Raw genomic sequence first — 19728 nt, 5'->3', positions numbered from 1 at the left:
GTCCGGGGGAGGGTGTGGATCAGCCCCTCAGCCTAACGCTCCGGGACGGGGCGGAGCGTTCCACCAGGTACCAGCCGCCGAGCGCCATGGCGATGGCGGCGGGAGCGGTGACGGGGAGCGCGACGAGGGTGGCGGTGCGGCCCTCGAACAGCCCGCCCAGGCCGGTCATGGACAGGCCGAGGATGCCGAGCAGGCACAGGGTGGTGCCGGCGGCGGCGCGCGGCGACGAGCCGGTCGCGGCGGGGGCGGACACCGGGACGGGGGCGGGGGCGGGTGCAGGTGCGGAGGCGGGGGCTTCGAAGCGGCGGAAGGCGGCGACGAGCAGCCCGGTCAGCGCGGCGGCGAGCAGCAGCCGTGCGGGCACCTGGGCCCACCAGTCGGCCGAGGCGGGCTCGGGCAGCCGCAGCCCGAGGGCGAGCTGGGCGGCGTACACGGCGAGCATGGCGGTGAGGTGCCACAGGAAGGCGGTCATGGCGATCCCGTTGGCGGCGACCACGCCCCGCCACACCCGGGGCCGGGCCAGCAGCCGAGCGGCGGGCGCCCCGAGCAGTTCGACGGCCCCGACGAGCCACAACCCGTGGCAGAGCAGGGCGAGGGTGGGCGGCGCCATGTTGGACAGCTTCTCTCCGGGCATCCCGACCATGGACAGCGGGTACGGCCCGTACGCGACGAGCAGCGCGGCCCCGCAGAGTCCGGCGGCGGCGAGGGCGGCGGGACGCAGGAGCCGGGACCGGCGGTGCGGCGCCCGGCCGGCGGGGGTGAGGCGGCCGTCGGCGCGCAGGAAGCCGAGCTGGTGCACGGCGAGCCAGACGAAGGCGAAGTTCAGGAACTCGACGTAGGGCACTCCGGCCCCGAACCGCAGCAGGTCGACGGCGGCCGCGGCCCCGGCGAGCGCGGTGAAGGCGCCCCAGCCCCACCGCCGGTGCAGCCGGAGCAGGGGCGGGGTGAGGGCGACCATGGCGAGGTAGACGCCGATGAACCACAGCGGCTGGGTGACCATCCGCAGGGCGGCCCCGGAGAGCCGCCCGTCCCCGCGGCCCGCGGCCTGGACGGCGAGCGCGGCGGCCGTCCAGACGAGGACGAAGACGAGGGTGGGCCGCAGCAGCCGCCGCAGCCGGGCCTGCAGGAACACGGCGTAGACGCCGTCCCGCCCGTCGGCCTTCCGTTCGAGCGAGCGGTACGACAGGGCGTGGGAGAAGCCGCCGACGAAGAAGAACACCGGCATGACCTGCAGCACCCAGGTCAGGGCCTGGAGTCCGGGGACGAGGGCGAGCAGGTTCCCTATTCCGTCCCCGGTCACCGCGGCCATCAGCCAGTGCCCGAGGACGACGGTGGCGAGCGAGGCGACGCGCAGCAGATCGACGTACCGGTCCCGCGTCGCGGGGGTCGCCTCGGCCAGGTCCCGTGCACTGATGTCCATGCCGGTACGCTCCCGCGCGCCCGGGGCCCCGGACCAGGGTGCTGCTACTCATTTCCGCTCTGGGTAGCGCGGCTCCCGGGCCCGGACCCGGGCGGCCGGGTCAGGAGTTGAGGACGGCCGCGACGACGGGTCCGGCCGCGTCGCCGCCGTGGCCGCCGGCCTCGACCATGGCGGCCGCGGCGACGTCGCCGCTGAAGCCCGTGAACCAGCTGTCGGGGCTGCCCGCGCCGTCGACCTCGGCGGAGCCGGTCTTCGCGCCCTTGTCGGAGCCGCGTACGGTGCCCATCACCTCGGCGGCGGTGCCGCTGGAGGCGGTCAGCTTCATCATGCGCACCAGTTGCTGGGCCACGGCGGGCTTCATGCGGCGCTCGGCGCGGGCGATCGGGCGGCCGTCGAGGTCGGGCGCGACGATCACCGGCTGGTGGAACTGGCCGCTGCGGGCGGTGGCCGTGAGCGAGGCGACGTTGAGGGGGTTCATGGTGATCTGCCCCTGCCCGATGTAGGCCGCGGCGGCGGACGCGCCGGTGGCTTCGGGGACCTTGCCGTCGGCCGAGCGGACGCCGGTCTTCCAGTCGAGTCCGATGCCGAAGACCTCCCGCGCCTCCTTCGACAGGGCCGCGTCGTCGTGGACGTCGTCGATCCGCTTGATGAAGGTGGTGTTGCAGGAGCGGGCGAAGCCGGTGGCGAAGGTGGCGTCGGCGGGCAGGTCGAAGTTCTTCAGGTTGTGGAAGGAGCGGCCGCCCCAGGAGGCCTCCTTGGTGCACTCCGCCGGCTGGTCCGCCCCCGCCTTGCCGCGGTCGATCAGCATCGCCGCCGTGACGATCTTCATGGTGGAGCCGGGGGCGCGGGCGCCTTCCATGGCCGCGTTGAAGCCGTCCCTGCGGTGGTTGGCGACGGCCAGGATGTCGCCGTTGCTCGGCTTGACGGCGGCCACCGAGGCCTCGGGGTACCGGGCGACGGCCTTCTCGGCCGCGGCCTGCACCGCGGCGTCGAGGGTGGTCCGCAGCGTGCCCGGCTCGCCCTCGGCCAGGGTCAGCAGGGTGCGCTTCGGCGCGTCCTGGGCGGCCGGCTCGATCCACAGCTCGGCCCCGGCCCGGCCGCCGGCCTTGCCGCCGTACGTCTGCCGCAGCTGGTCGAGGACCGGGCGCAGCGAGGGGTACTTCTCGGCGGTGAGCTCCTCGCCGTTGCGGTCGACCGCCTTGACCGGCGGGGTGGCGGGGGCCCCGGCGCGCAGCTTCTCGTCCTTGCCGAGCTGCGGGTGGATGACCGAGGGCTGCCAGTCGACGAGGGGCTTGCCGCTGGTGACGCCGCGGACGACGGTCAGCGTGGACGCGTAGGCGAGCGGCTTGGTCGCGCCCTCGTAGGTGACCTCCGCGGCGACGGTGAAGGGGACGCTGGCGCCGGTCGCGGCGCCCGGCGTGATGACGGCCTTGGAGACGTGGGCCCGGTCCCGGTAGTCGGCGACCGCGGTCTGGGCGGCCTGCTGGTTGTTGGTCAGCCGGGCCGCCGCGGCCGCGTCCCCGGCGGCCCAGGCGTCGAGGAAGGCCTTGGCGGTGCCCGCGGCCTCCCGTTCGGTGATCGGGCCGCTGCCCTGCGCGGCCCGGCTCTCGGCGCCCTTGCCGTCGCCGCCGTGGCTGCCGGCCCCGTCGACCATCGCGTAGACCCCGTACCCGGCTCCGCCCATCATCGCGAGGAACACCCCGCCGATGACCGCCCCCTTCGCCGCCCCGTTCACGTCACGTCCTCCCCTTCGGTCCCCCGGAACCCTGAACGCGTTCAAAGCCCCCTTGGCACGGACCTTACGCGGCGTACGCGTGTCGTGCACATCTTGTTACGGGAGGGAGATATTCCGGAGGGCCGGCACCGACCCGGCACCGGCCCTCGATCCTGCCTCGCGAGCCCGCTAGACCCAGGTGTCCAGCCACATGCGGCTGCGCCAGGAGTCCATCGGGATCGTCTCGCCCGTGTAGACCGGCCAGAAGTAGATGAAGTTCCAGACGATCAGCAGCACCAGCACGCCCGCCGCGATCGCGCCCAGCGCCCGCCTGCGCTCCGACGAGCCCGCCGGGCCCAGCAGCGCCCCGATCGTCATCGTCACCGCCAGGCACAGGTACGGGACGAAGACCACCGCGTAGAAGAAGAAGATGGTCCGCTCCTGGTAGTTGAACCAGGGCAGCAGGCCCGCGCCCAGCGCGCAGGCGATCGCGCCCGCCCGCCAGTCGCGGCGGAAGAACCACCGCCACAGCACGTACAGCAGCGCGAAGCAGCCCGCCCACCACAGCAGCGGCGTGCCCAGGGCCAGCACCTCGCGGGCGCACTTGCCGGCCTCGGTCGCCGGGCAGCCGTCCGTGCCGGGGTCGGGGGACTCGTAGAAGTAGGAGACCGGGCGGCCCAGGACCAGCCAGCTCCACGGGTTCGACTCGTAGGTGTGCCCCGAGGTCAGGCCGACGTGGAACTGGTAGACCTCGGTCTCGTAGTGCCACAGGCTGCGCAGCCACTCCGGCAGGAACGACAGGGCGCTGCCCTGGTCCTGCTTGGCGGCCCAGTCGCGGAAGTAGCCGCCCTTGCCGTCGTCCGGGCTGAGGATCCAGCCCGTCCAGGAGGCCAGGTACACCGCGATCGCGACCGGGACCGTGGAGACGAACGCCGGCAGCGCGTCCCGGCGCAGCATCGCCGCGTACGGGGCCCCGGCCCCGGCGGTGCGGCGCGCGGCCGCGTCCCACAGCACCGTGAGCACGCCGAAGAAGGCGAGCACGATCAGGCCGTTCCACTTGGTGCCGAAGGCCAGGCCCAGGCAGACGCCCGCCAGGATCCGGTACGGGCGCCAGCCCAGCCGCAGCGTCTCGGCGACGGCCGCGTCCGGTCTGGTCCGGCCCTCGTCGTCCACCGGCAGCGCGGCCGCCAGCGCGGCCCGCGCCCGGTCCCGGTCGATGAGCAGCGCCCCGAAGGCGGCCAGCACGAAGAACATCAGCACCAGGTCGAGCAGGGCGGCGCGGCTCATCACCAGGTGCAGGCCGTCCACGGCGAGGAGCGTGCCCGCCAGGCAGCCGAGGAAGGTGGAGCGGAACAGCCGGCGCCCGATCCGGCACAGCATCAGCACCGACAGGGTGCCGAGCAGGGCGGTCATGAACCGCCAGCCGAAGGGGTCGAAGCCGAACATCCACTCGCCGAGCCCGATGACCCACTTGCCGACCGGCGGGTGCACCACGTAGCCGGGGTCCGCGGGCAGGGCGACCCCGTCGGGGTTGGCGAGGATCGACTTGTCGATGTCCTTGGGCCAGCTCGCCTCGTAGCCCTGCCGGATGGTGGCCCAGGCGTCCTTGGCGTAGTACGTCTCGTCGAATATCACCGCCTTCGGGCTGCCCAGGTTCACGAACCGCAGCACCCCGGCGACCAGCGCCACCAGCACCGGCCCGAGCCACGCCATGACGCGCTGCCAGGTCCCCGCCGCCGTGGCGGGGATCCCGAGCGCCGCCCACAGCTGCGCGGAGGGCCGGGTGTACGGGGGCACCAGGCGGGCGCGGACATCCGGCCGCGGCGCGCCGGCGGGCGGCGCGTAGCCGAAGCCGCGCAGGCGGCGCAGCCAGGAGGACGGCTCTTCTTCGCGCTCCCCGACCGGGGCGGGCGGGGCCCCCGCGGGGCTGGGCGGCGGCGTCGCGGTACTGGTCACCGGGTCATGGTAGGGAACGCGGCTGTGCGAACCCCAGTGCCGCAGACCGCCGGTGCCCGCGCCGGGCGGTGGGGCGGGGGCGGCCGGCCCGGCTGAGAGGATGGACGGGTGACGACTGACCAGCCCCTCGGCTCCGAAACCCCCGCTCACCCCGCCGCCTCCCGGGCCTCGGGCGGCGCCCGCGATTCCGGGGCGGGCGTGCTCGTCCTCGCCGGCACCCCGATCGGCGACCTGGCCGACGCCCCGCCCCGGCTGGCGGCCGAGCTGGAGCGGGCCGACGTCGTCGCCGCCGAGGACACCCGGCGGCTGCGCCGGCTGACCCAGGGCCTCGGCGTGCACACCACGGGGCGCGTCGTGTCGTACTTCGAGGGCAACGAGTCGGCGCGCACCCCCGAGCTGGTGGAGGCGCTGCGGGACGGCAAGCGGGTGCTGCTGGTCACCGACGCGGGCATGCCGTCCGTCTCCGACCCCGGGTACCGGCTGGTCGCCGCCGCCGTGGAGCAGGACGTCCGGGTCACCGCCGTGCCGGGGCCGTCGGCCGTCCTCACCGCGCTCGCCCTGTCCGGGCTGCCCGTCGACCGGTTCTGCTTCGAGGGCTTCCTGCCCCGCAAGGCCGGCGAGCGCCTCGGCCGGCTGCGCGAGGTCGAGGGCGAGCGGCGCACCCTCGTCTACTTCGAGGCCCCGCACCGGCTCGACGACACCCTCGCCGCCATGGCCGAGGTGTTCGGCCCCGACCGGCGGGCAGCGGTCTGCCGCGAGCTGACCAAGACGTACGAGGAGGTGAAGCGGGGCGGTCTCGGCGAGCTCGCCGCCTGGGCCGCCGAAGGCGTGCGCGGGGAGATCACCATCGTGGTGGAGGGCGCCCCCGCCGCCGGACCCGGCGACGTGGACGCCGAGGAGCTGGTGCGCCGGGTGCGGGTGCGCGAGGAGGCGGGAGAGCGGCGAAAAGAAGCCATCGCGGCGGTCGCGGCCGAGGCCGGAGTACCCAAGCGAGAGGTCTTCGACGCAGTGGTCGCGGCAAAGAATGCGGCCGGAAACAGGCCGCAGGATGGTAAAGAGCTAATCTGAAAAGCAAAGCTCAGGCCCCGTGCCGGGCACTTTGGGCATGAGTCGCCCAAGGACCGTCCAACACTGGACATGGCCTGATGCGCTCCCGCCCGAAGAGGCGTCCACTGGCAATGGCACAGTGGAAGCAAGAGGAGCTGGCATGAGTGAGATCGCAGACACCTCGATACCCGCCCCCGCACCCGTACCGACCCCGGCACACCCGCCCGTGGCCCCCGATGTGCGGATCGTGCACGAGGCCTACTCCTTCGCGTGCATGAAGTGCGGTTTCGGCTGGGAGCAGGGCTACGAGATCGAGCACCACACCGACGGCCAGGGCCGGCCCTTCATCCTGTACACGGTGGAGGGCGAGCGGGTGCCCTCCCCGCTGTCGAACCCGACCTGCCAGAACTGCGGCGGCCACGTCGTCCGGATCATGCGCGCGGGGCAGGTATCGACCGTCCTGGGCACGATCGACAAGCTGTGGCACCACCGCATCGCCCCCGGGATCGCCGGCCCCGTGCCGGCCGGGGCGAACGAGCCGCGATCCCCGAAGCAGCACCGCAGGCCGGCGCACGACAGCCCCGGCCCGGTGCCCGTGGACGCGGAGCTGAACGGCGAGCAGAAGCGCCGCGGACCGCTCGCCCGCCTGCTGCGGAAGCTGCGCCGGTCATAAGATCGGCCGTATGAGCCCTGCCAGCCCCTCCGCCTCCGCCAAGGGCACCCGGAACGACCGGGACGCCCGCGACACCCCGCCGCCGCTGCCGGAACCGCTCCGCGTGGCGGTGGCGGATTCGCACACCCACCTGGACATGCAGTCCGGCACCGTCGAGGAGGGTCTCGCCAAGGCCGCCTCGGTCGGGGTGACCACCGTCGTGCAGGTGGGCTGCGACGTGAAGGGGTCCCGCTGGGCCGCCGAGACCGCCGCCGCGTACGAGAACGTCCACGCGGCGGTGGCCCTGCACCCGAACGAAGCCCCGCGGATCGTCCTGGGCGACCCTGGGGGCACCTCCCAGCCCCCTGGGGCTGGGGGAGGCTGGTCGCGTCAGGGCGCCCGGGCGGGCGGCGGCGAGGCCGCGCTCGACGAGGCGCTGGCCGAGATCGAGGCGCTCGCGAAGCTCGACCACGTGAAGGCCGTCGGCGAGACGGGGCTGGACTACTTCCGCACCGGCCCGGAGGGCATGGCGGCGCAGGAGCGTTCGTTCCGCGCCCACATCGAGATCGCCAAGCGGCAGGGCAAGGCCCTGGTCATCCACGACCGCGACGCCCACGCGGACGTCCTGCGCGTGCTGCGCGAGGAGGGCGCGCCGGAGCGGACGGTCTTCCACTGCTACTCGGGCGACGCCGACATGGCCCGGGAGTGCGCGGCCGCCGGCTACTACATGTCCTTCGCCGGGACCGTCACCTTCAAGAACGCCCAGCCGCTGCGGGACGCCCTCGCGGTGGCCCCGCTGGAGCTGGTCCTGGTCGAGACGGACGCCCCGTACCTCACTCCGGCGCCGTACCGCGGACGGCCGAACGCGCCGTACCTCGTTCCGCTGACGGTCCGGGCGATGGCCGCCGTCCGCGGGATCGACGAGGACGCGATGGCCACCGCCCTGGCGGCGAACACGGCCCGCGCCTTCGCCTACTGAAGCCCCGACACGCTGTGTAGCTGCACGACTTGGGAGAGTCACGACGGCTCCGCTAGGGTGCCGTGCCCGAAACCGAAGGCGGGCCGGACCAGTGGAGCGAGCGTCGTGAGCGAGAGTCCTTACACCGGGGCCTACGGGCCCGCCGCCGACCCCCGCCTCCCCTGGCCTCCCTACGCGGCCCCGCCCGGGAACGCGGCGCCGCCCCCCGGCCCGGCCACCACCGCCCTCCAGGCGGCCGGCCCCATCCTGGACGAGGGCCCGTCCTGGCTCGCCGACCCCTGGCCCCGCCGCCGCGTGCCGGCCGGCACCGCGCCCGCCGGCACCGTACGCCCCCCGGCGACCGCACCGGATCCGGCCCGGGACAAGGGCGCGGCCACGGCACCCGGATGGCATCCCACGGCCGGAACCGGAGCGGGACCCGGCCCGGGCCGCCGCCCGGCCAGTGCGGGACCGGGCGGCGGTGCGGGAGTGCCGGCCGGGCCGCCCGGCGAGGCCCTGGCGGTGGCGCTGGACCTGGCGCTGGATCCCGGGCCCGGGGCCGACCCGGGCGGCGGGCCCGGGCGGGGTCCCGGGCCGGCACCGGATCCGGGCAGCGGTAACGGTTCGGCGGGAGCGGCCGAGGGCGGCCTCCCCGGGCCGCGACGGGCCGCCCGCCGGCGCAAGCCGCCGGAGCCGGCCCTGCCGGGGCGGCGGGCCCGCGGGCGGACCGGGCCGGCGGAGGCCGTCGCCCCGGTGGCCCTGGCCGTGACCGCACCCGGGACGGGCCGCCGCCGCGCGGGAGCACCACCCGAGACCCCGCACGGGCCCGGCGCCCCCGGCACCGCAGCCCCCGGCACCGGCCGCCGACGGCGCGCCCCCGCACCGGACGAGCGGGACGAGCCCGCCACCGCCGGCCACGCCACCGGGCCCGGCTTCGGCCCCCCGCCCGGCCCCGCATCCGCACCCGCCCACGGCCCCGCACCCGCCCTCGGCCCCGCACCCACCCACCGCGCCGTCCCCGGCCCGGTCCCCGGCTCCGTCGCGGTCCCCGCCGCCTGGCGGCGGATCGTTCCGCAGGCGCTCGTCGTCGCCTTCCTCGCCGGCGGCACCACCGCCTTCGTCGCCGCCGACAAGTCCGTCCGCCTCACCGTCGACGGCCAGTCCCGGACCCTCCACACCTTCGCCGACGACGTCGGGGAACTCCTCGCCTCCGAGGGCCTCGGCGTCGGGGCCCACGACCTCGTCGCCCCGGCCCGCGGGGCCGCCCTCGACGACGGCGACGAGGTCGTCGTCCGCTACGGCCGCCCCCTCCAGCTCACCCTCGACGGACAGAGCCGCCAGGTCTGGACCACCGCCGACACCGTCGAGGGGGCGCTGCGCCAGTTCGGGATCCGCGTCGAGGGCGCCTACCTCTCCGCCCCGCGCACCGCGCCCGTCCCCCGCGCCGGCCTGACCCTCGCCGTCCGTACCGAGCGCAGCGTCACGTTCATGGCCGACGGCGACGAGACCACCGTCCGCACCAACGCCGCCACCGTCCAGGAGGCCCTCAGCCAGGCCGGGATCACCCTGAACGGCCAGGACACCACCTCCGTCCCGCCCGACTCGTTCCCCCGCGACGGCCAGACCGTCACCGTGCTGCGCATCACCGGCACCCGCGAGGTCCGCGAGGAGCGCATCCCGTTCGAGACCGAACGCGTCGAGGACGACACCCTGTTCGCCGGCACCGAGGTCGTCGAGCAGCCCGGCCGCGCCGGCACCCGGCGCGTCACCTACGTCCTGCGCACCGTCAACGGCGTCCGCCAGACCCCCCGCCAGGTCGCGGAGGAGACCGTGCGCGAGCCCGTCACCCAGCTCGTCAAGGTCGGCACGAAGCCGCTGCCGCCGTCCGTCGCGGGCGCGGACCACCTCGACTGGGACGCGCTGGCCCAGTGCGAGTCGGGCGGTCGGCCCGACGCGACGGACCCGTCGGGCACGTACGGCGGCCTGTACCAGTTCGACGTCCGCACCTGGCAGGCGCTCGGCGGCAGCGGCCGCCCGCAGGACGCCTCGGGCGCGGAACAGACGTACCGGGCGAAGAAGCTGTACGTGCAGCGGGGGGCGACTCCGTGGCCGCACTGCGGCCGTAGGCTTTACCGGTGAGCACCGCAGAGCAGCAGCCCGACAGAACCCCTGACGCCCCTGACGCCCTCCTCGGCGCGGCCGACATCCGCGAGCTGGCCGACGCCCTCGGCGTGCGTCCGACCAAGCAGAAGGGCCAGAACTTCGTCATCGACGCCAACACGGTGCGGCGCATCGTGCGCACCGCCGACGTCCGGCCCGACGACGTGGTCGTCGAGGTCGGGCCGGGCCTGGGCTCGCTGACGCTCGCGCTGCTGGAGGCCGCCGACCGGGTCACCGCCGTCGAGATCGACGACGTCCTCGCCGCCGCGCTGCCGGCGACGATCGCGGCGCGCATGCCGCAGCGCAAGGACCGCTTCGCGCTGGTCCACTCCGACGCGCTCCTCGTCGAGGAGCTGCCGGGCCCGCCGCCCACCGCGCTGGTCGCGAACCTGCCGTACAACGTGGCCGTGCCGGTGCTGCTGACGATGCTGGACCGGTTCCCGAGCATCGAGCGGACCCTGGTCATGGTGCAGTCCGAGGTCGCCGACCGGCTGGCCGCCCGGCCGGGCAACAAGGTGTACGGGGTGCCGTCGGTCAAGGCGAACTGGTACGCGGACGTGAAGCGGGCCGGAGCGATCGGCCGCAACGTGTTCTGGCCCGCGCCGAACGTGGACTCGGGCCTGGTGTCGCTCGTCCGCCGCGCCGAGCCGATCGGGACGACCGCCTCGAAGGCGGAGGTGTTCGCCGTCGTGGACGCGGCGTTCGCGCAGCGCCGCAAGACGCTGCGGGCCGCACTGTCCGGCTGGGCCGGGTCCGCCGCCGGAGCCGAGGCCGCCCTGGTCGCCGCCGGGATCTCCCCGCAGGCGCGCGGGGAGTCGCTGACGGTGGAGGAGTTCGCCGCCATCGCCGAGCACAAGCCGGCCCACGCGGAACGGCCGGCCCTGTGAGCGCCGCGGCCGGTACGGCGGCGGGCGTGACGGTACGGGTCCCCGCGAAGGTGAACGTCCAGCTGGCGGTGGGCGCGGCCCGGCCGGACGGGTTCCACGACCTGGCGAACGTCTTCCTCGCGGTGTCGCTGTTCGACGAGGTGACGGTCACCCCGGCCGACGAGCTGACGGTGACCTGCTCGGGCCCGGACGCGGACCAGGTCCCCCTGGACCGGACGAACCTGGCGGCGCGGGCCGCACAGCTCCTCGCGGCCCGCGCCGGCCGCCCGGACGACGCCGTCCACATCCACATCGCGAAGAACATCCCGGTGGCGGGCGGCATGGCCGGCGGCAGCGCGGACGGCGCGGGCGCGCTGCTGGCCTGCGACATCCTCTGGGGGCTGAACACGCCGACCGAGGACCTCCTCGACATCTGCGCGGAGCTGGGCAGTGACGTGCCGTTCAGCCTGATCGGCGGGGCGGCGCTCGGCACCGGGCGCGGTGAAGTGCTGACCCCGGTCGAGGCGGGTTCCTTCCACTGGGTCTTCGCGGTCGCCGAGGGCGGCCTGTCGACCCCGGCGGTGTTCCGCGAGTTCGACCGGCTGGCCGAGGGGCGGGACGTCGCCGCGCCGCAGGCCTCCCCCGCCCTGCTGGCGGCCCTCGCCTCCGGTGACGCGGACGCCCTGGCCGCGACCCTGGCCAACGACCTCCAGCCGGCGGCGCTGTCGCTCCGCCCGGACCTGGAGCGCACGTTGTCGACGGGCGTCGAAGCGGGCGCCCTGGCGAGCCTGGTCTCGGGCTCCGGCCCGACGACGGCGTTCCTGGTACGGGACGAGGAGGCTGCGGCCAAGGTGGCCGCGGCCCTGGAGGCCTCGGGCACCTGCCGGGCCACCCGCACCACCACCAGCCCGGCCCCCGGCGCCGCCCTCCTCCCCTGACGCGGGTCCGCCTCAGACGCCGGCGGGGCCGCCTCGGCCCGCACCCGCCTCCGGGCGCGGTTCACCGCTCCGGCGGCACCGGGCACGCCACCGCCGGCTGGCTGAATCTACCCGCCCCCGGCAACGGCCGGACCGGGTCCGGGCGGAGCCCGGGGAACGGGGGAAGGGCGGGGAGGGGAACAGCCCCGCAGGGCCGCACTCCCCGGGTGGTGTGTCGGGCCCCCGCCTCGACCGGGCTCCGCCCGGCTGGCCGCGGGTCCGGCAGGGTGGGTCGGCCCGACGGGGCTGCCCCGGACCGGGCCCGGCACCGGAGGCGGCGGGGTCCCGAGGCGGCGGGCTAGAGGCAGGTACGGAGGGCGCGGAGCAGCGCCTGGGCCCGGGGGTCGGCGGTGACCGACGTGGCCAGGGCGTTGGTGACGTAGCCGAAGCCGATGCCGGCTTCGGGGTCGGCGAAGCCCAGGGAACCACCACGGCCCGGGTGGCCGAAGGAGGCCGGGGTCAGCATCGGCGAGGCGGGGCTGTGGAGCATGTGGCCCGGCCCGAAGCGGGTGTTGACCACCAGGACGCGGTCGGGGCCGGACGAGAGTTCCCGCCCGGCCAGGGCCGCCGTCTGCGGGGTGAAGAGGCGCGGGCCGTCCTCCGTGTCGCCCAGCAGCGCCGCGTACAGCCCGGCCAGGGCACGGGCGGTGCCGATGCCCGCGGAGGCGGGGAGTTCGGCGGCCCGGTACTCGGGGGCGTTCTCGTCGGCGAGCGGCGTGATCGCGGCGAAGGCGCGCCGGGTCAGCGATTCGGGGTCGGCGTACGCCTCGGAAACGTTTCGCCGCGGCCGCGTGCGCAGCGCCCCGGCCGATTCCGGCGCCGCGACGGCCCCGACCCGGCCGACCCGCCCGGACGCCGCTTCCGCTTCCGGCAGCCCGATCCAGAAGTCGAGGCCGAGCGGTCCGGTGACCTCCTGGGCGAGCCATTTGCCGAGCGAGGCGCCGGTGACCCGCAGCACCAGTTCGGAGAGCAGCCAGCTGTAGGTCTGCGCGTGGTAGCCGTGGTCCGCGCCCGGCTCCCAGAACGGCCGCTGTTCGGCGACGGCCCGCGCCCCGGTCAGCCCGTCCGCGGCCTGCTGCGGCGTCAGCGGCACGTCGAGAGCGGGTACGCCCGCCCGGTGCGCGAGGAGGTCCCGGACGAGGGCGCGCTCCTTGCCGCCCGCCTTGAACTCCGGCCAGTACGCGCCCACGGGCGCATCGAGGTCCAGCAGGCCGCGCTGGTGCAGCAGCAGCGGAACGACGGCGGCCACGCCCTTGGTGGCCGAGCGGACGATCTGGGCCGTGCCCCCGCTCCACGGCACGGCCCCGGCACCCTCGGCACCGGCGCCGTCCGCGTCCACGTCCCGGACGCCAGCCCACAGGTCGACGACCCGTCGGCCGTCCCGGTAGACGGCGACCGCCGCGCCCCGGTCGCCGAGCACCTCGAAATTGCGTATGAAGGCGTCCCGGACGGCCTCGAAGCCCTCCGCCACCTGACCTTGGATGTCCACGAGCGGTCCAACCACGACGGGCCTGCGGTTATGCCGCGGGCACCGAGCGCGGGTCGAAGCCGAAGGGAAGCTCCAGGCGGTGCTTGCGCATGAGCTGCTCGTCGCACAGCAGGTCCTGGGTGCGTCCGTCGGCGGCGATGACGCCCTCGCTGAGGACGACGGAGCGGGGGCACAGTTCCAGCGCGTACGGGAGGTCGTGGGTGACCATCAGCACGGTCACGTCGAGCGAGCGCAGGATGTCGGCGAGTTCGCGCCGCGACGCCGGGTCGAGGTTGGAGGAGGGCTCGTCGAGGACGAGGATCTCGGGCCGCATGGCGAGGACGGTCGCCACGGCGACGCGCCGCCGCTGCCCGAAGGACAGGTGGTGCGGGGGCCGGTCGGCGAAGCCGGCCATGCCGACCTGTTCCAGGGCCTCCCGGACCCGCTGCTCCAGCTCCGGTCCGCGCATTCCGGCGGCGGCCGGGCCGAAGGCCACGTCCTCTCGGACGGTCGGCATGAACAGCTGGTCGTCGGGGTCCTGGAAGACGATGCCGACCCGGCGCCGGATCTCGGCGAGGTTCCGCTTCTCGACGGGCAGGCCGGCGACGGCCACGCTGCCGACGCCGCCGTCGAGGATGCCGTTGAGGTGGAGGACGAGGGTGGTCTTGCCGGCGCCGTTGGGCCCGAGCAGGGCGACCCGCTCGCCGCGGCCGACGGTCAGGTCCACGCCGAAGAGGGCCTGGTGGCCGTCGGGGTAGGCGTAGGCGAGGCCGGAGACCTGGAGGGAGGGGGCGGCTGCCGTCGGGGCGGAGGAGGCGGGAGAGGCGGGAGGCGTCACAGGGTCCATCCGATCACACAGACGGCGAGGGCCGCCGCCGGGAGTACGGCCGCCCGCGCCCACTGGGTGCGGGTGGCGACGACTTCGTCGATCACCGGCATGGAGCCGGTGTAGCCGCGGCTGACCATCGCGAGGTGGACCCGTTCGCCGCGTTCGTAGGAGCGGATGAACAGGGCACCGGCCGTCTTGGCGAGCACCCCCCAGTGCCGGACGCCGCGGGCTTCGAAGCCGCGGGAGCGCCGGGCGACGGACATCCGCCGCAGCTCGTCGGTGACCACGTCGCCGTAGCGGATCATGAAGGAGGCGATCTGGACGAGGAGGGTCGGCAGCTTCAGCCGCTGGAGGCCGAGCAGCAGCTCCCTCAGTTCGGTGGTCGAGGCGAGGATGACGGAGGCGGCGACGCCGAGGGTGCCCTTGGCCAGGACGTTCCAGGCGCCCCACAGACCGGAGACGCTCAGCGACAGCCCGAGCACCTCGGTCCGCTCTCCCTGTGCCACGAAGGGCATGAGGACGGCGAAGAGGACGAACGGGACCTCGATCAGCATCCGGCGCAGCAGGAGCCCGGCCGGGATGCGGGCGGTGGCGGCGACGGCCGCGACTAGGACCGCGTACAGGCCGAAGGCCCACACCGCCTCGCGCGGTGTGGACACGACGACCAGGACGAACGCGAAGACCGCGACGATCTTGCAGTGCGGCGGCAGCGCGTGGACGGGCGAGTCCGCGTGCCGGTAGAGCCGGTGGGCGTGGCCCGCTCCCACGTCAGCCGGCCGAGGGGGTGGCAGCGGTGGGGGCGGCGGTCTGCGCGGGGGCGGCGGTGCGGCGCCGGCGCACGGCCCAGAAGACGCCGGTGCCGACGGCGACGGTGGCGCCGACGCCGATCACGCCGGCGAGGCCGCCGGAGAGGCGGGCGTCGTCGACGTCCTTGACGCCGTAGTCGGCGAGCGGGGAGCCGGCCGCGGCGTGCTCGCGGACGTTCTGGTCGATGCCCTGGTCGGCGGCGACCTTCTCCAGGCCGTCGGGGGCGGCGGAGGCGTAGAACGAGACGAAGCCAGCCAGGACGAGGGCGGTGGCCAGGCCGGCGCCCCACACCTTCCTCGCCGAGCGGCCGGCGGGCGCGGGCGCGCCCGGGGCGGGCGTCGCGCCCGGGGCGGGCGTCGCGCCCGGGGCGGCGGTCTGCGCCGGGGCGTCGACGAGCTCGCCGCCGACGCGCAGCTTCAGCGGGGCGGTCAGCCCGCGCGCCCCGTGGACCAGGTCGGGCCGGACGGCGAGGACGGCGCCCACGGTCGCGGCGGTGATGGCGGCCTCGCCGATGCCGATGAGGACGTGCACGCCGACCATGGCGGTGAGCACCTTGCCGAGGGGCACGTCGGTGGTGCCGCCGAGGGCGTACTGGAGGGTGAAGACGGCCGCGGAGGCGGGGACCGAGACGAGCGCCCCCGCGAAGGCGGCGACGGTGACGGAGCGCCGGGTGCGGGGCAGGAGCCGGGCCAGGCCGCGGAAGACGGCGTAGGCGACGACGACGGTCACGACGGCCATGTTGACGACGTTCACGCCGAGGGCGGTGAGCCCGCCGTCGGCGAACAGGACGCTCTGCATGAGCAGGACGACGGACACGCAGAGCACGCCGGTCCAGGGGCCGACGAGTATCGCGGCGAGCGCCCCGCCGAGGAGGTGTCCGCTAGTGCCGGCGGCTACGGGGAAGTTCAGCATCTGGACGGCGAAGATGAAGGCGGCGACGAGGCCGGCGAGCGGGGCGGTCCGCTCGTCGAGCTCCCTGCGGGCGCCACGGAGGCTGACGGCGACCGCGCCGGCGGCGGCGACGCCGGCGGCGAGGGAGACGGGGGCGTCGATGAATCCGTCGGGCACGTGCATGAGGCTGGCTCCGCTTCCTGCGGTCCTTGAGCTGACAAAATCTTTAACCGTTCAAGAATAGTCCCTACTTGCAAACTGCTGGCAAGAGCGGCGGCACGACAAATGCCTGTTCGCAGCTTCGTGGGAATGTGCGAGGCTGAAGGGAATACGGACTGCTTTGTTCCGATTCGAGGAGTCTTGTCGATGTCTGCCACCGCCGAGAATCCCCCCGGGCCCGCCACCGCCACGGCCGCGACCGCCACCGCGACCGCCGCCGCCACGACCGCCGTCGAGGAGCGCGTCACCGCCCGCGTGATCACCGACGACCCGCTCTACCGGAAGATCCCGGTCGCCCTGCGCTTCGCCCCCGCCGAGCCGCTCGCCGTACGGATCGTCTTCCCCGCGGGCCTCTCGCCCGAGGGCACCGACAACGAGTGGGTCTTCCCGCGGGCCCTGCTGGAGGCCGGCCTCCAGGCCCCGTCCGGGACGGGCGACGTGCGCATCTGGCCCTGCGGCCGCGTCCAGGCGGTCGTGGAGTTCCACTCGCCGGAAGGGGTGGCGGTCATCCAGTTCGACAGTGCCGCGCTGCGCCGCTTCCTGCGTCGCACGTACGCCCCCGCCACCCGGTCGGCGTAACGGGCCCGCCCGGGCCGGAACACGCCGAAGGGCCCGGCCCCGCACCCGGCGATCCCCTCGGATCGTCCGGGTACGGAGCCGGGCCCCGTGCGGTACGCACCCCGGCACCGGCACCGGCACCGGCACCGGCACCGGCACCGGCACCGGTCAGGCGTTGACCAGCTCGCGGTCCCCGTCCCGGCCCCCGGCGTCCCGACCGTCGGCGGAGCCGGTGGCCTCCAGGTGCTTGCGCAGACTCTCGCCCTCGACGTCCACGTTCGGCAGCAGCCGGTCCAGCCAGCGAGGCAGCCACCAGGCCTTGTGGCCGAGCAGGGCGAGCACCGCCGGGACGACGGCCATGCGGACGATGAAGGCGTCGAAGAAGACGGCGACGGCCAGACCGAAGCCGATCATCTTCACCATCTGCTCACTGGCGCCGATGAACCCGGCGAACACCGCGATCATGATCACGGCGGCGGCCACGACCACCCGGGCGCTGTACTGGAAGCCGGTCACGACGGCCTGGCCCGGACGCTCGCCGTGGACGTACGCCTCGCGCATCCGGGTGACGAGGAAGACCTCGTAGTCCATGGCCAGGCCGAAGACGACGCCCACCATGAAGATCGGCATCATGCTCATGATCGGGCCGGTCTGCTCCACCCCGAAGACCGAGCCGAGCCAGCCCCACTGGAAGACCGCGACGACCGCGCCGAGGGCGGCGACGACGGACAGCAGGAAGCCGAGGGCCGCCTTGAGCGGGACCAGGATCGACCGGAAGACGACCATCAGCAGCAGGAAGGCGAGGCCGACGACGAGCGCCAGGTAGGGCAGCAGGGCGTCGTCCATCTTCTGCGAGAAGTCGATGTTCATCGCGGTGGCGCCGGTGACGAGGACGTCGTCCCCGCTGCCCTCGCGGATCTCGTGGACGAGGGCCTCGGTCTGCACGGAGGACGGGCGGTCCTTCGGGATCACGGTGATCACGGCGGCGTCGCCGGCCTGGTTGGGCGTCGGCGGCACGACCACGGCCACGCCGTCCAGACCCTTGATGCGCGCCTCGGTCTCGTCGGCGAGCCTCTTGTCGCCGTCGACGACGACCAGCAGCGGGCCGTTGAAGCCCGGGCCGAAGCCCTCCGAGAGCAGGTCGTACGCCCGGCGCTGGGTGGTGGAGACCGGCTGGGCGCCGTCGTCGGGCAGGCCCATCTCCAGCTTGCCCGCCGGGACGGCGATGGCGCCGAGGCCGATCACGCCGACGAGCAGGACGATCACCGGGCGGCGCAGCACGAAGCGGGCCCACCGGGTGCCGGCGTTGGCCCTGGACTCGGCGCCGGCCGGGCGGCCCTTGCCGAACAGCTTGCTCTTCGTACCGGCCGGCAGCACCTTCTTGCCGGCGAAGCCCAGGATGGCCGGGACCAGGGTGAGGGCGACGAGGACGGCGATGACCACGGTGCCCGCCGCGGCGAGGCCCATCTTGGTCAGCATCGGGATGTTGGCGACGGCCAGGCCCACCAGGGCGATGACCACGGTCAGGCCGGCGAAGACGACGGCGGAGCCGGCGGTGCCGACGGCCCGGCCGGCGGCCTCGTCCCGCTCGCGGCCCTCGGCGAGCTCCACGCGGTAGCGGGAGACGATGAAGAGGGCGTAGTCGATGCCGACCGCGAGGCCGATCATCATCGCGAGGGTGGAGGTGGTGGTGCCGAGGTCGAGGACGTTGGCCAGGGCGGTGATGGTGGAGACGCCGATGCCGACGCCGATCAGCGCGGTCAGCAGCGGCAGCCCGGCGGCGACCAGCGAGCCGAAGGTGACGACCAGCACGATCGCCGCGATGGCGATGCCGATGACCTCGCCGGAGCCCGTCTCGGGGGCCGTCATCAGGGCGTCGCCGCCGATCTCGACGGTCAGTCCGGCTGCCTTGGCGGCGTCACCGGACCCGGTGAGCGCCTCGCGCGTGTCGTCCTTCAGCTCCATGCCGCTGACGGTGTACTTCACGCTGACGTAGGCGGTGGAGCCGTCCTGGCTGACGGCCTGCACCTGGAAGGGGTCGGCGACCGTGGCGACCTGGGCCTTGCCCGGTCCCTGCTGGAGGCCGGAGACGATCTTCTCGACCTGGGCCTTGTTCGCCGCGTCGGTGATCTTGGCGCCCTGCGGCGCCTTGACGACGATGCGGGCCGAGGCGCCGTCGGCGGACATGCCGGGGAACTTCTCGTCGAGCACGTCGAAGGCCTTCTGGGCCTCCGTGCCGGGCATCGAGAACGAGCCGGAGGTGGGCGCGCCGGCCGACGCCGCGCCGAAGCCGGCGGCGAACAGCAGCGCCACCCATATGAGGGCGACGAGGCCGCGGCGCCGGAAGGCGCCCCGGCCGAGGCGGTAGAGGAAGGTGGCCACGGAGGCGGTCTCCCGTTCTGGTCGTGGGATGTATCCGGGTACGGATCAGGGCATGGGGAGCCGGCCCGACGACGAGAGCGGCGTGTCAGGAGCAGCAGGAACGGTGTTGCGGGTGGCTCAGACGCCGAGGGCGGGGAAGACCACGGCGTCGAGGAACTCGGCGAGGAAGACCCGGTCGACGGACCGGTCCTCGATCAGCGGGAGCGCGATGAAGGACCCGATGAGCAGGTGCGGTACGAAATCGAGGGCCGGACAGTCCGGGGCGATCTCACCCCGGTCGACGGCCCGTCGGAGCATGACCTGGAGTCCGGTGATCTCCGGGTCGATCAGCAGCTCCCGCAGGGCCTGGTGGAGTTCCGGGCTCGTGTGGACGGCATGGGCCAGGCCCCGGATCAGGGCGGTGTCCTTGGCCATCTGCGCGTCGTCGGAGTGCTGGACCATGAGGCCGAAGTCCCCGCGCAGGCTGCCGGTGTCGATCTCCCCGAGGGAGACCGGCTGCGTGCAGCGCAGGGCCCGCGCGACCAGCTCCGGCTTGCTCCCCCACTGGCGGTAGAGGGTGGCCTTGCTGGACTTGGTGCGGGCGGCGACGGCGTCCATGGTCAGTGCGTCGTAGCCGACCTCGCGCAGCAGGTCGAGGACCGCTCCGTGGAGTTCGGCCTCCCGTTCGGGGGTGATGCGGCTGCGCCGCGACGAGACCTCGTCGGACACCACGGCAGCTCCCTTCGAACGAAACCGTTTCATACTTCACGTCGTACAGGTACGACGATACCTCCACCCCGAACGAAACGAAACCGTTCCGTTTCGCTTCCGGTGGTGGCGTGGAT

The 19728-nt window shown here is 74.6% G+C and carries 16 protein-coding genes; 7 read left to right on the top strand and 9 right to left on the bottom strand.

Annotation, left to right across the window (positions count from 1 at the left end; genetic code table 11):
* Positions 1–19: 19 nt before the first annotated feature.
* From ACSHWO_RS20385 to ACSHWO_RS20375, 3 genes are all read right to left on the bottom strand, one after another.
* A complete protein-coding gene (locus ACSHWO_RS20385; protein WP_438313602.1) occupies positions 20–1420 on the bottom strand; it encodes an acyltransferase family protein in 1401 nt (466 codons plus the stop codon).
* Between the two features lie 100 nt (positions 1421–1520).
* Positions 1521–3155, bottom strand: a complete 1635-nt coding sequence (locus ACSHWO_RS20380; RefSeq protein WP_438313600.1) for a penicillin-binding transpeptidase domain-containing protein — start codon at positions 3153–3155, stop codon at positions 1521–1523.
* Between the two features lie 168 nt (positions 3156–3323).
* On the bottom strand, positions 3324–5090 hold the full coding sequence (locus ACSHWO_RS20375; protein WP_438313598.1) for a dolichyl-phosphate-mannose--protein mannosyltransferase: 1767 nt from the start codon (positions 5088–5090) through the stop codon (positions 3324–3326).
* A gap of 198 nt (positions 5091–5288) precedes the next feature.
* Between ACSHWO_RS20375 and rsmI the strand changes: the two genes are divergently transcribed.
* The 6 genes from rsmI to ACSHWO_RS20345 all read left to right on the top strand — a co-directional run bounded on the left by rsmI (position 5289) and on the right by ACSHWO_RS20345 (position 11711).
* Positions 5289–6158, top strand: coding sequence for a 16S rRNA (cytidine(1402)-2'-O)-methyltransferase (gene rsmI, locus ACSHWO_RS20370; RefSeq protein ID WP_361099821.1), 870 nt, complete (start codon positions 5289–5291; stop codon positions 6156–6158).
* 139 nt (positions 6159–6297) lie between these two features.
* The gene (locus ACSHWO_RS20365; RefSeq protein WP_385805931.1) at positions 6298–6810 is read left to right on the top strand and encodes a hypothetical protein; all 513 of its coding nucleotides are present in this window, start codon (positions 6298–6300) and stop codon (positions 6808–6810) included.
* Between the two features lie 10 nt (positions 6811–6820).
* Positions 6821–7768: a TatD family hydrolase gene (locus ACSHWO_RS20360; protein ID WP_361099702.1), complete on the top strand. Its 948-nt coding sequence runs from the start codon at positions 6821–6823 to the stop codon at positions 7766–7768.
* Positions 7769–8506: 738 nt separating this feature from the next.
* A complete protein-coding gene (locus ACSHWO_RS20355) occupies positions 8507–9886 on the top strand; it encodes a ubiquitin-like domain-containing protein (RefSeq protein ID WP_438319184.1) in 1380 nt (459 codons plus the stop codon).
* A complete protein-coding gene (gene rsmA / locus ACSHWO_RS20350) occupies positions 9883–10794 on the top strand; it encodes a 16S rRNA (adenine(1518)-N(6)/adenine(1519)-N(6))-dimethyltransferase RsmA (RefSeq protein ID WP_404241020.1) in 912 nt (303 codons plus the stop codon). The genes ACSHWO_RS20355 and rsmA overlap by 4 nt, the downstream gene beginning before the upstream one ends.
* Complete coding sequence (locus tag ACSHWO_RS20345) at positions 10791–11711, top strand: 4-(cytidine 5'-diphospho)-2-C-methyl-D-erythritol kinase (RefSeq protein WP_385805938.1); 921 nt, start codon at positions 10791–10793, stop codon at positions 11709–11711. The genes rsmA and ACSHWO_RS20345 overlap by 4 nt, the downstream gene beginning before the upstream one ends.
* Positions 11712–12048: 337 nt before the next feature.
* On the opposite strand, the gene ACSHWO_RS20340 is transcribed toward ACSHWO_RS20345, so the two are convergent.
* From ACSHWO_RS20340 to ACSHWO_RS20325, 4 genes are read right to left on the bottom strand one after another with little or no spacing between them, the layout of a single operon-like run.
* Positions 12049–13239: a serine hydrolase domain-containing protein gene (locus ACSHWO_RS20340; protein WP_438313595.1), complete on the bottom strand. Its 1191-nt coding sequence runs from the start codon at positions 13237–13239 to the stop codon at positions 12049–12051.
* Positions 13240–13267: 28 nt separating this feature from the next.
* The gene (locus tag ACSHWO_RS20335) at positions 13268–14065 is read right to left on the bottom strand and encodes an energy-coupling factor ABC transporter ATP-binding protein (protein ID WP_438313593.1); all 798 of its coding nucleotides are present in this window, start codon (positions 14063–14065) and stop codon (positions 13268–13270) included.
* Complete coding sequence (gene cbiQ / locus ACSHWO_RS20330) at positions 14053–14814, bottom strand: cobalt ECF transporter T component CbiQ (protein ID WP_385805944.1); 762 nt, start codon at positions 14812–14814, stop codon at positions 14053–14055. Before cbiQ ends, ACSHWO_RS20335 begins: the two co-directional genes overlap by 13 nt.
* 1 nt (position 14815) lies before the next feature.
* Positions 14816–15928, bottom strand: a complete 1113-nt coding sequence (locus ACSHWO_RS20325) for an energy-coupling factor ABC transporter permease (RefSeq protein ID WP_438313590.1) — start codon at positions 15926–15928, stop codon at positions 14816–14818.
* Positions 15929–16111: 183 nt separating this feature from the next.
* Here ACSHWO_RS20325 and ACSHWO_RS20320 point away from each other — a divergent pair, with 183 nt between their 5' ends.
* Positions 16112–16543 carry an SsgA family sporulation/cell division regulator gene (locus tag ACSHWO_RS20320; protein ID WP_385805948.1) on the top strand — a complete coding sequence of 144 codons (432 nt, stop codon included), beginning with the start codon at positions 16112–16114 and terminating at the stop codon, positions 16541–16543.
* Positions 16544–16690: 147 nt separating this feature from the next.
* On the opposite strand, the gene ACSHWO_RS20315 is transcribed toward ACSHWO_RS20320, so the two are convergent.
* On the bottom strand, positions 16691–18904 hold the full coding sequence (locus ACSHWO_RS20315; protein WP_438313588.1) for an MMPL family transporter: 2214 nt from the start codon (positions 18902–18904) through the stop codon (positions 16691–16693).
* Positions 18905–19021: 117 nt separating this feature from the next.
* On the bottom strand, positions 19022–19612 hold the full coding sequence (locus ACSHWO_RS20310; RefSeq protein ID WP_361099826.1) for a TetR/AcrR family transcriptional regulator: 591 nt from the start codon (positions 19610–19612) through the stop codon (positions 19022–19024).
* Positions 19613–19728 lie beyond the last annotated feature (116 nt).

It is taken from the genome of Streptomyces pallidus (ex Mingjun et al. 2026), from assembly GCF_051550185.1.
Classification (GTDB): Bacteria; Actinomycetota; Actinomycetes; order Streptomycetales; family Streptomycetaceae; genus Streptomyces.
Note: the sequence above shows the minus strand (reverse complement) of the source record. Positions and strands in the feature narration are given on the sequence as shown.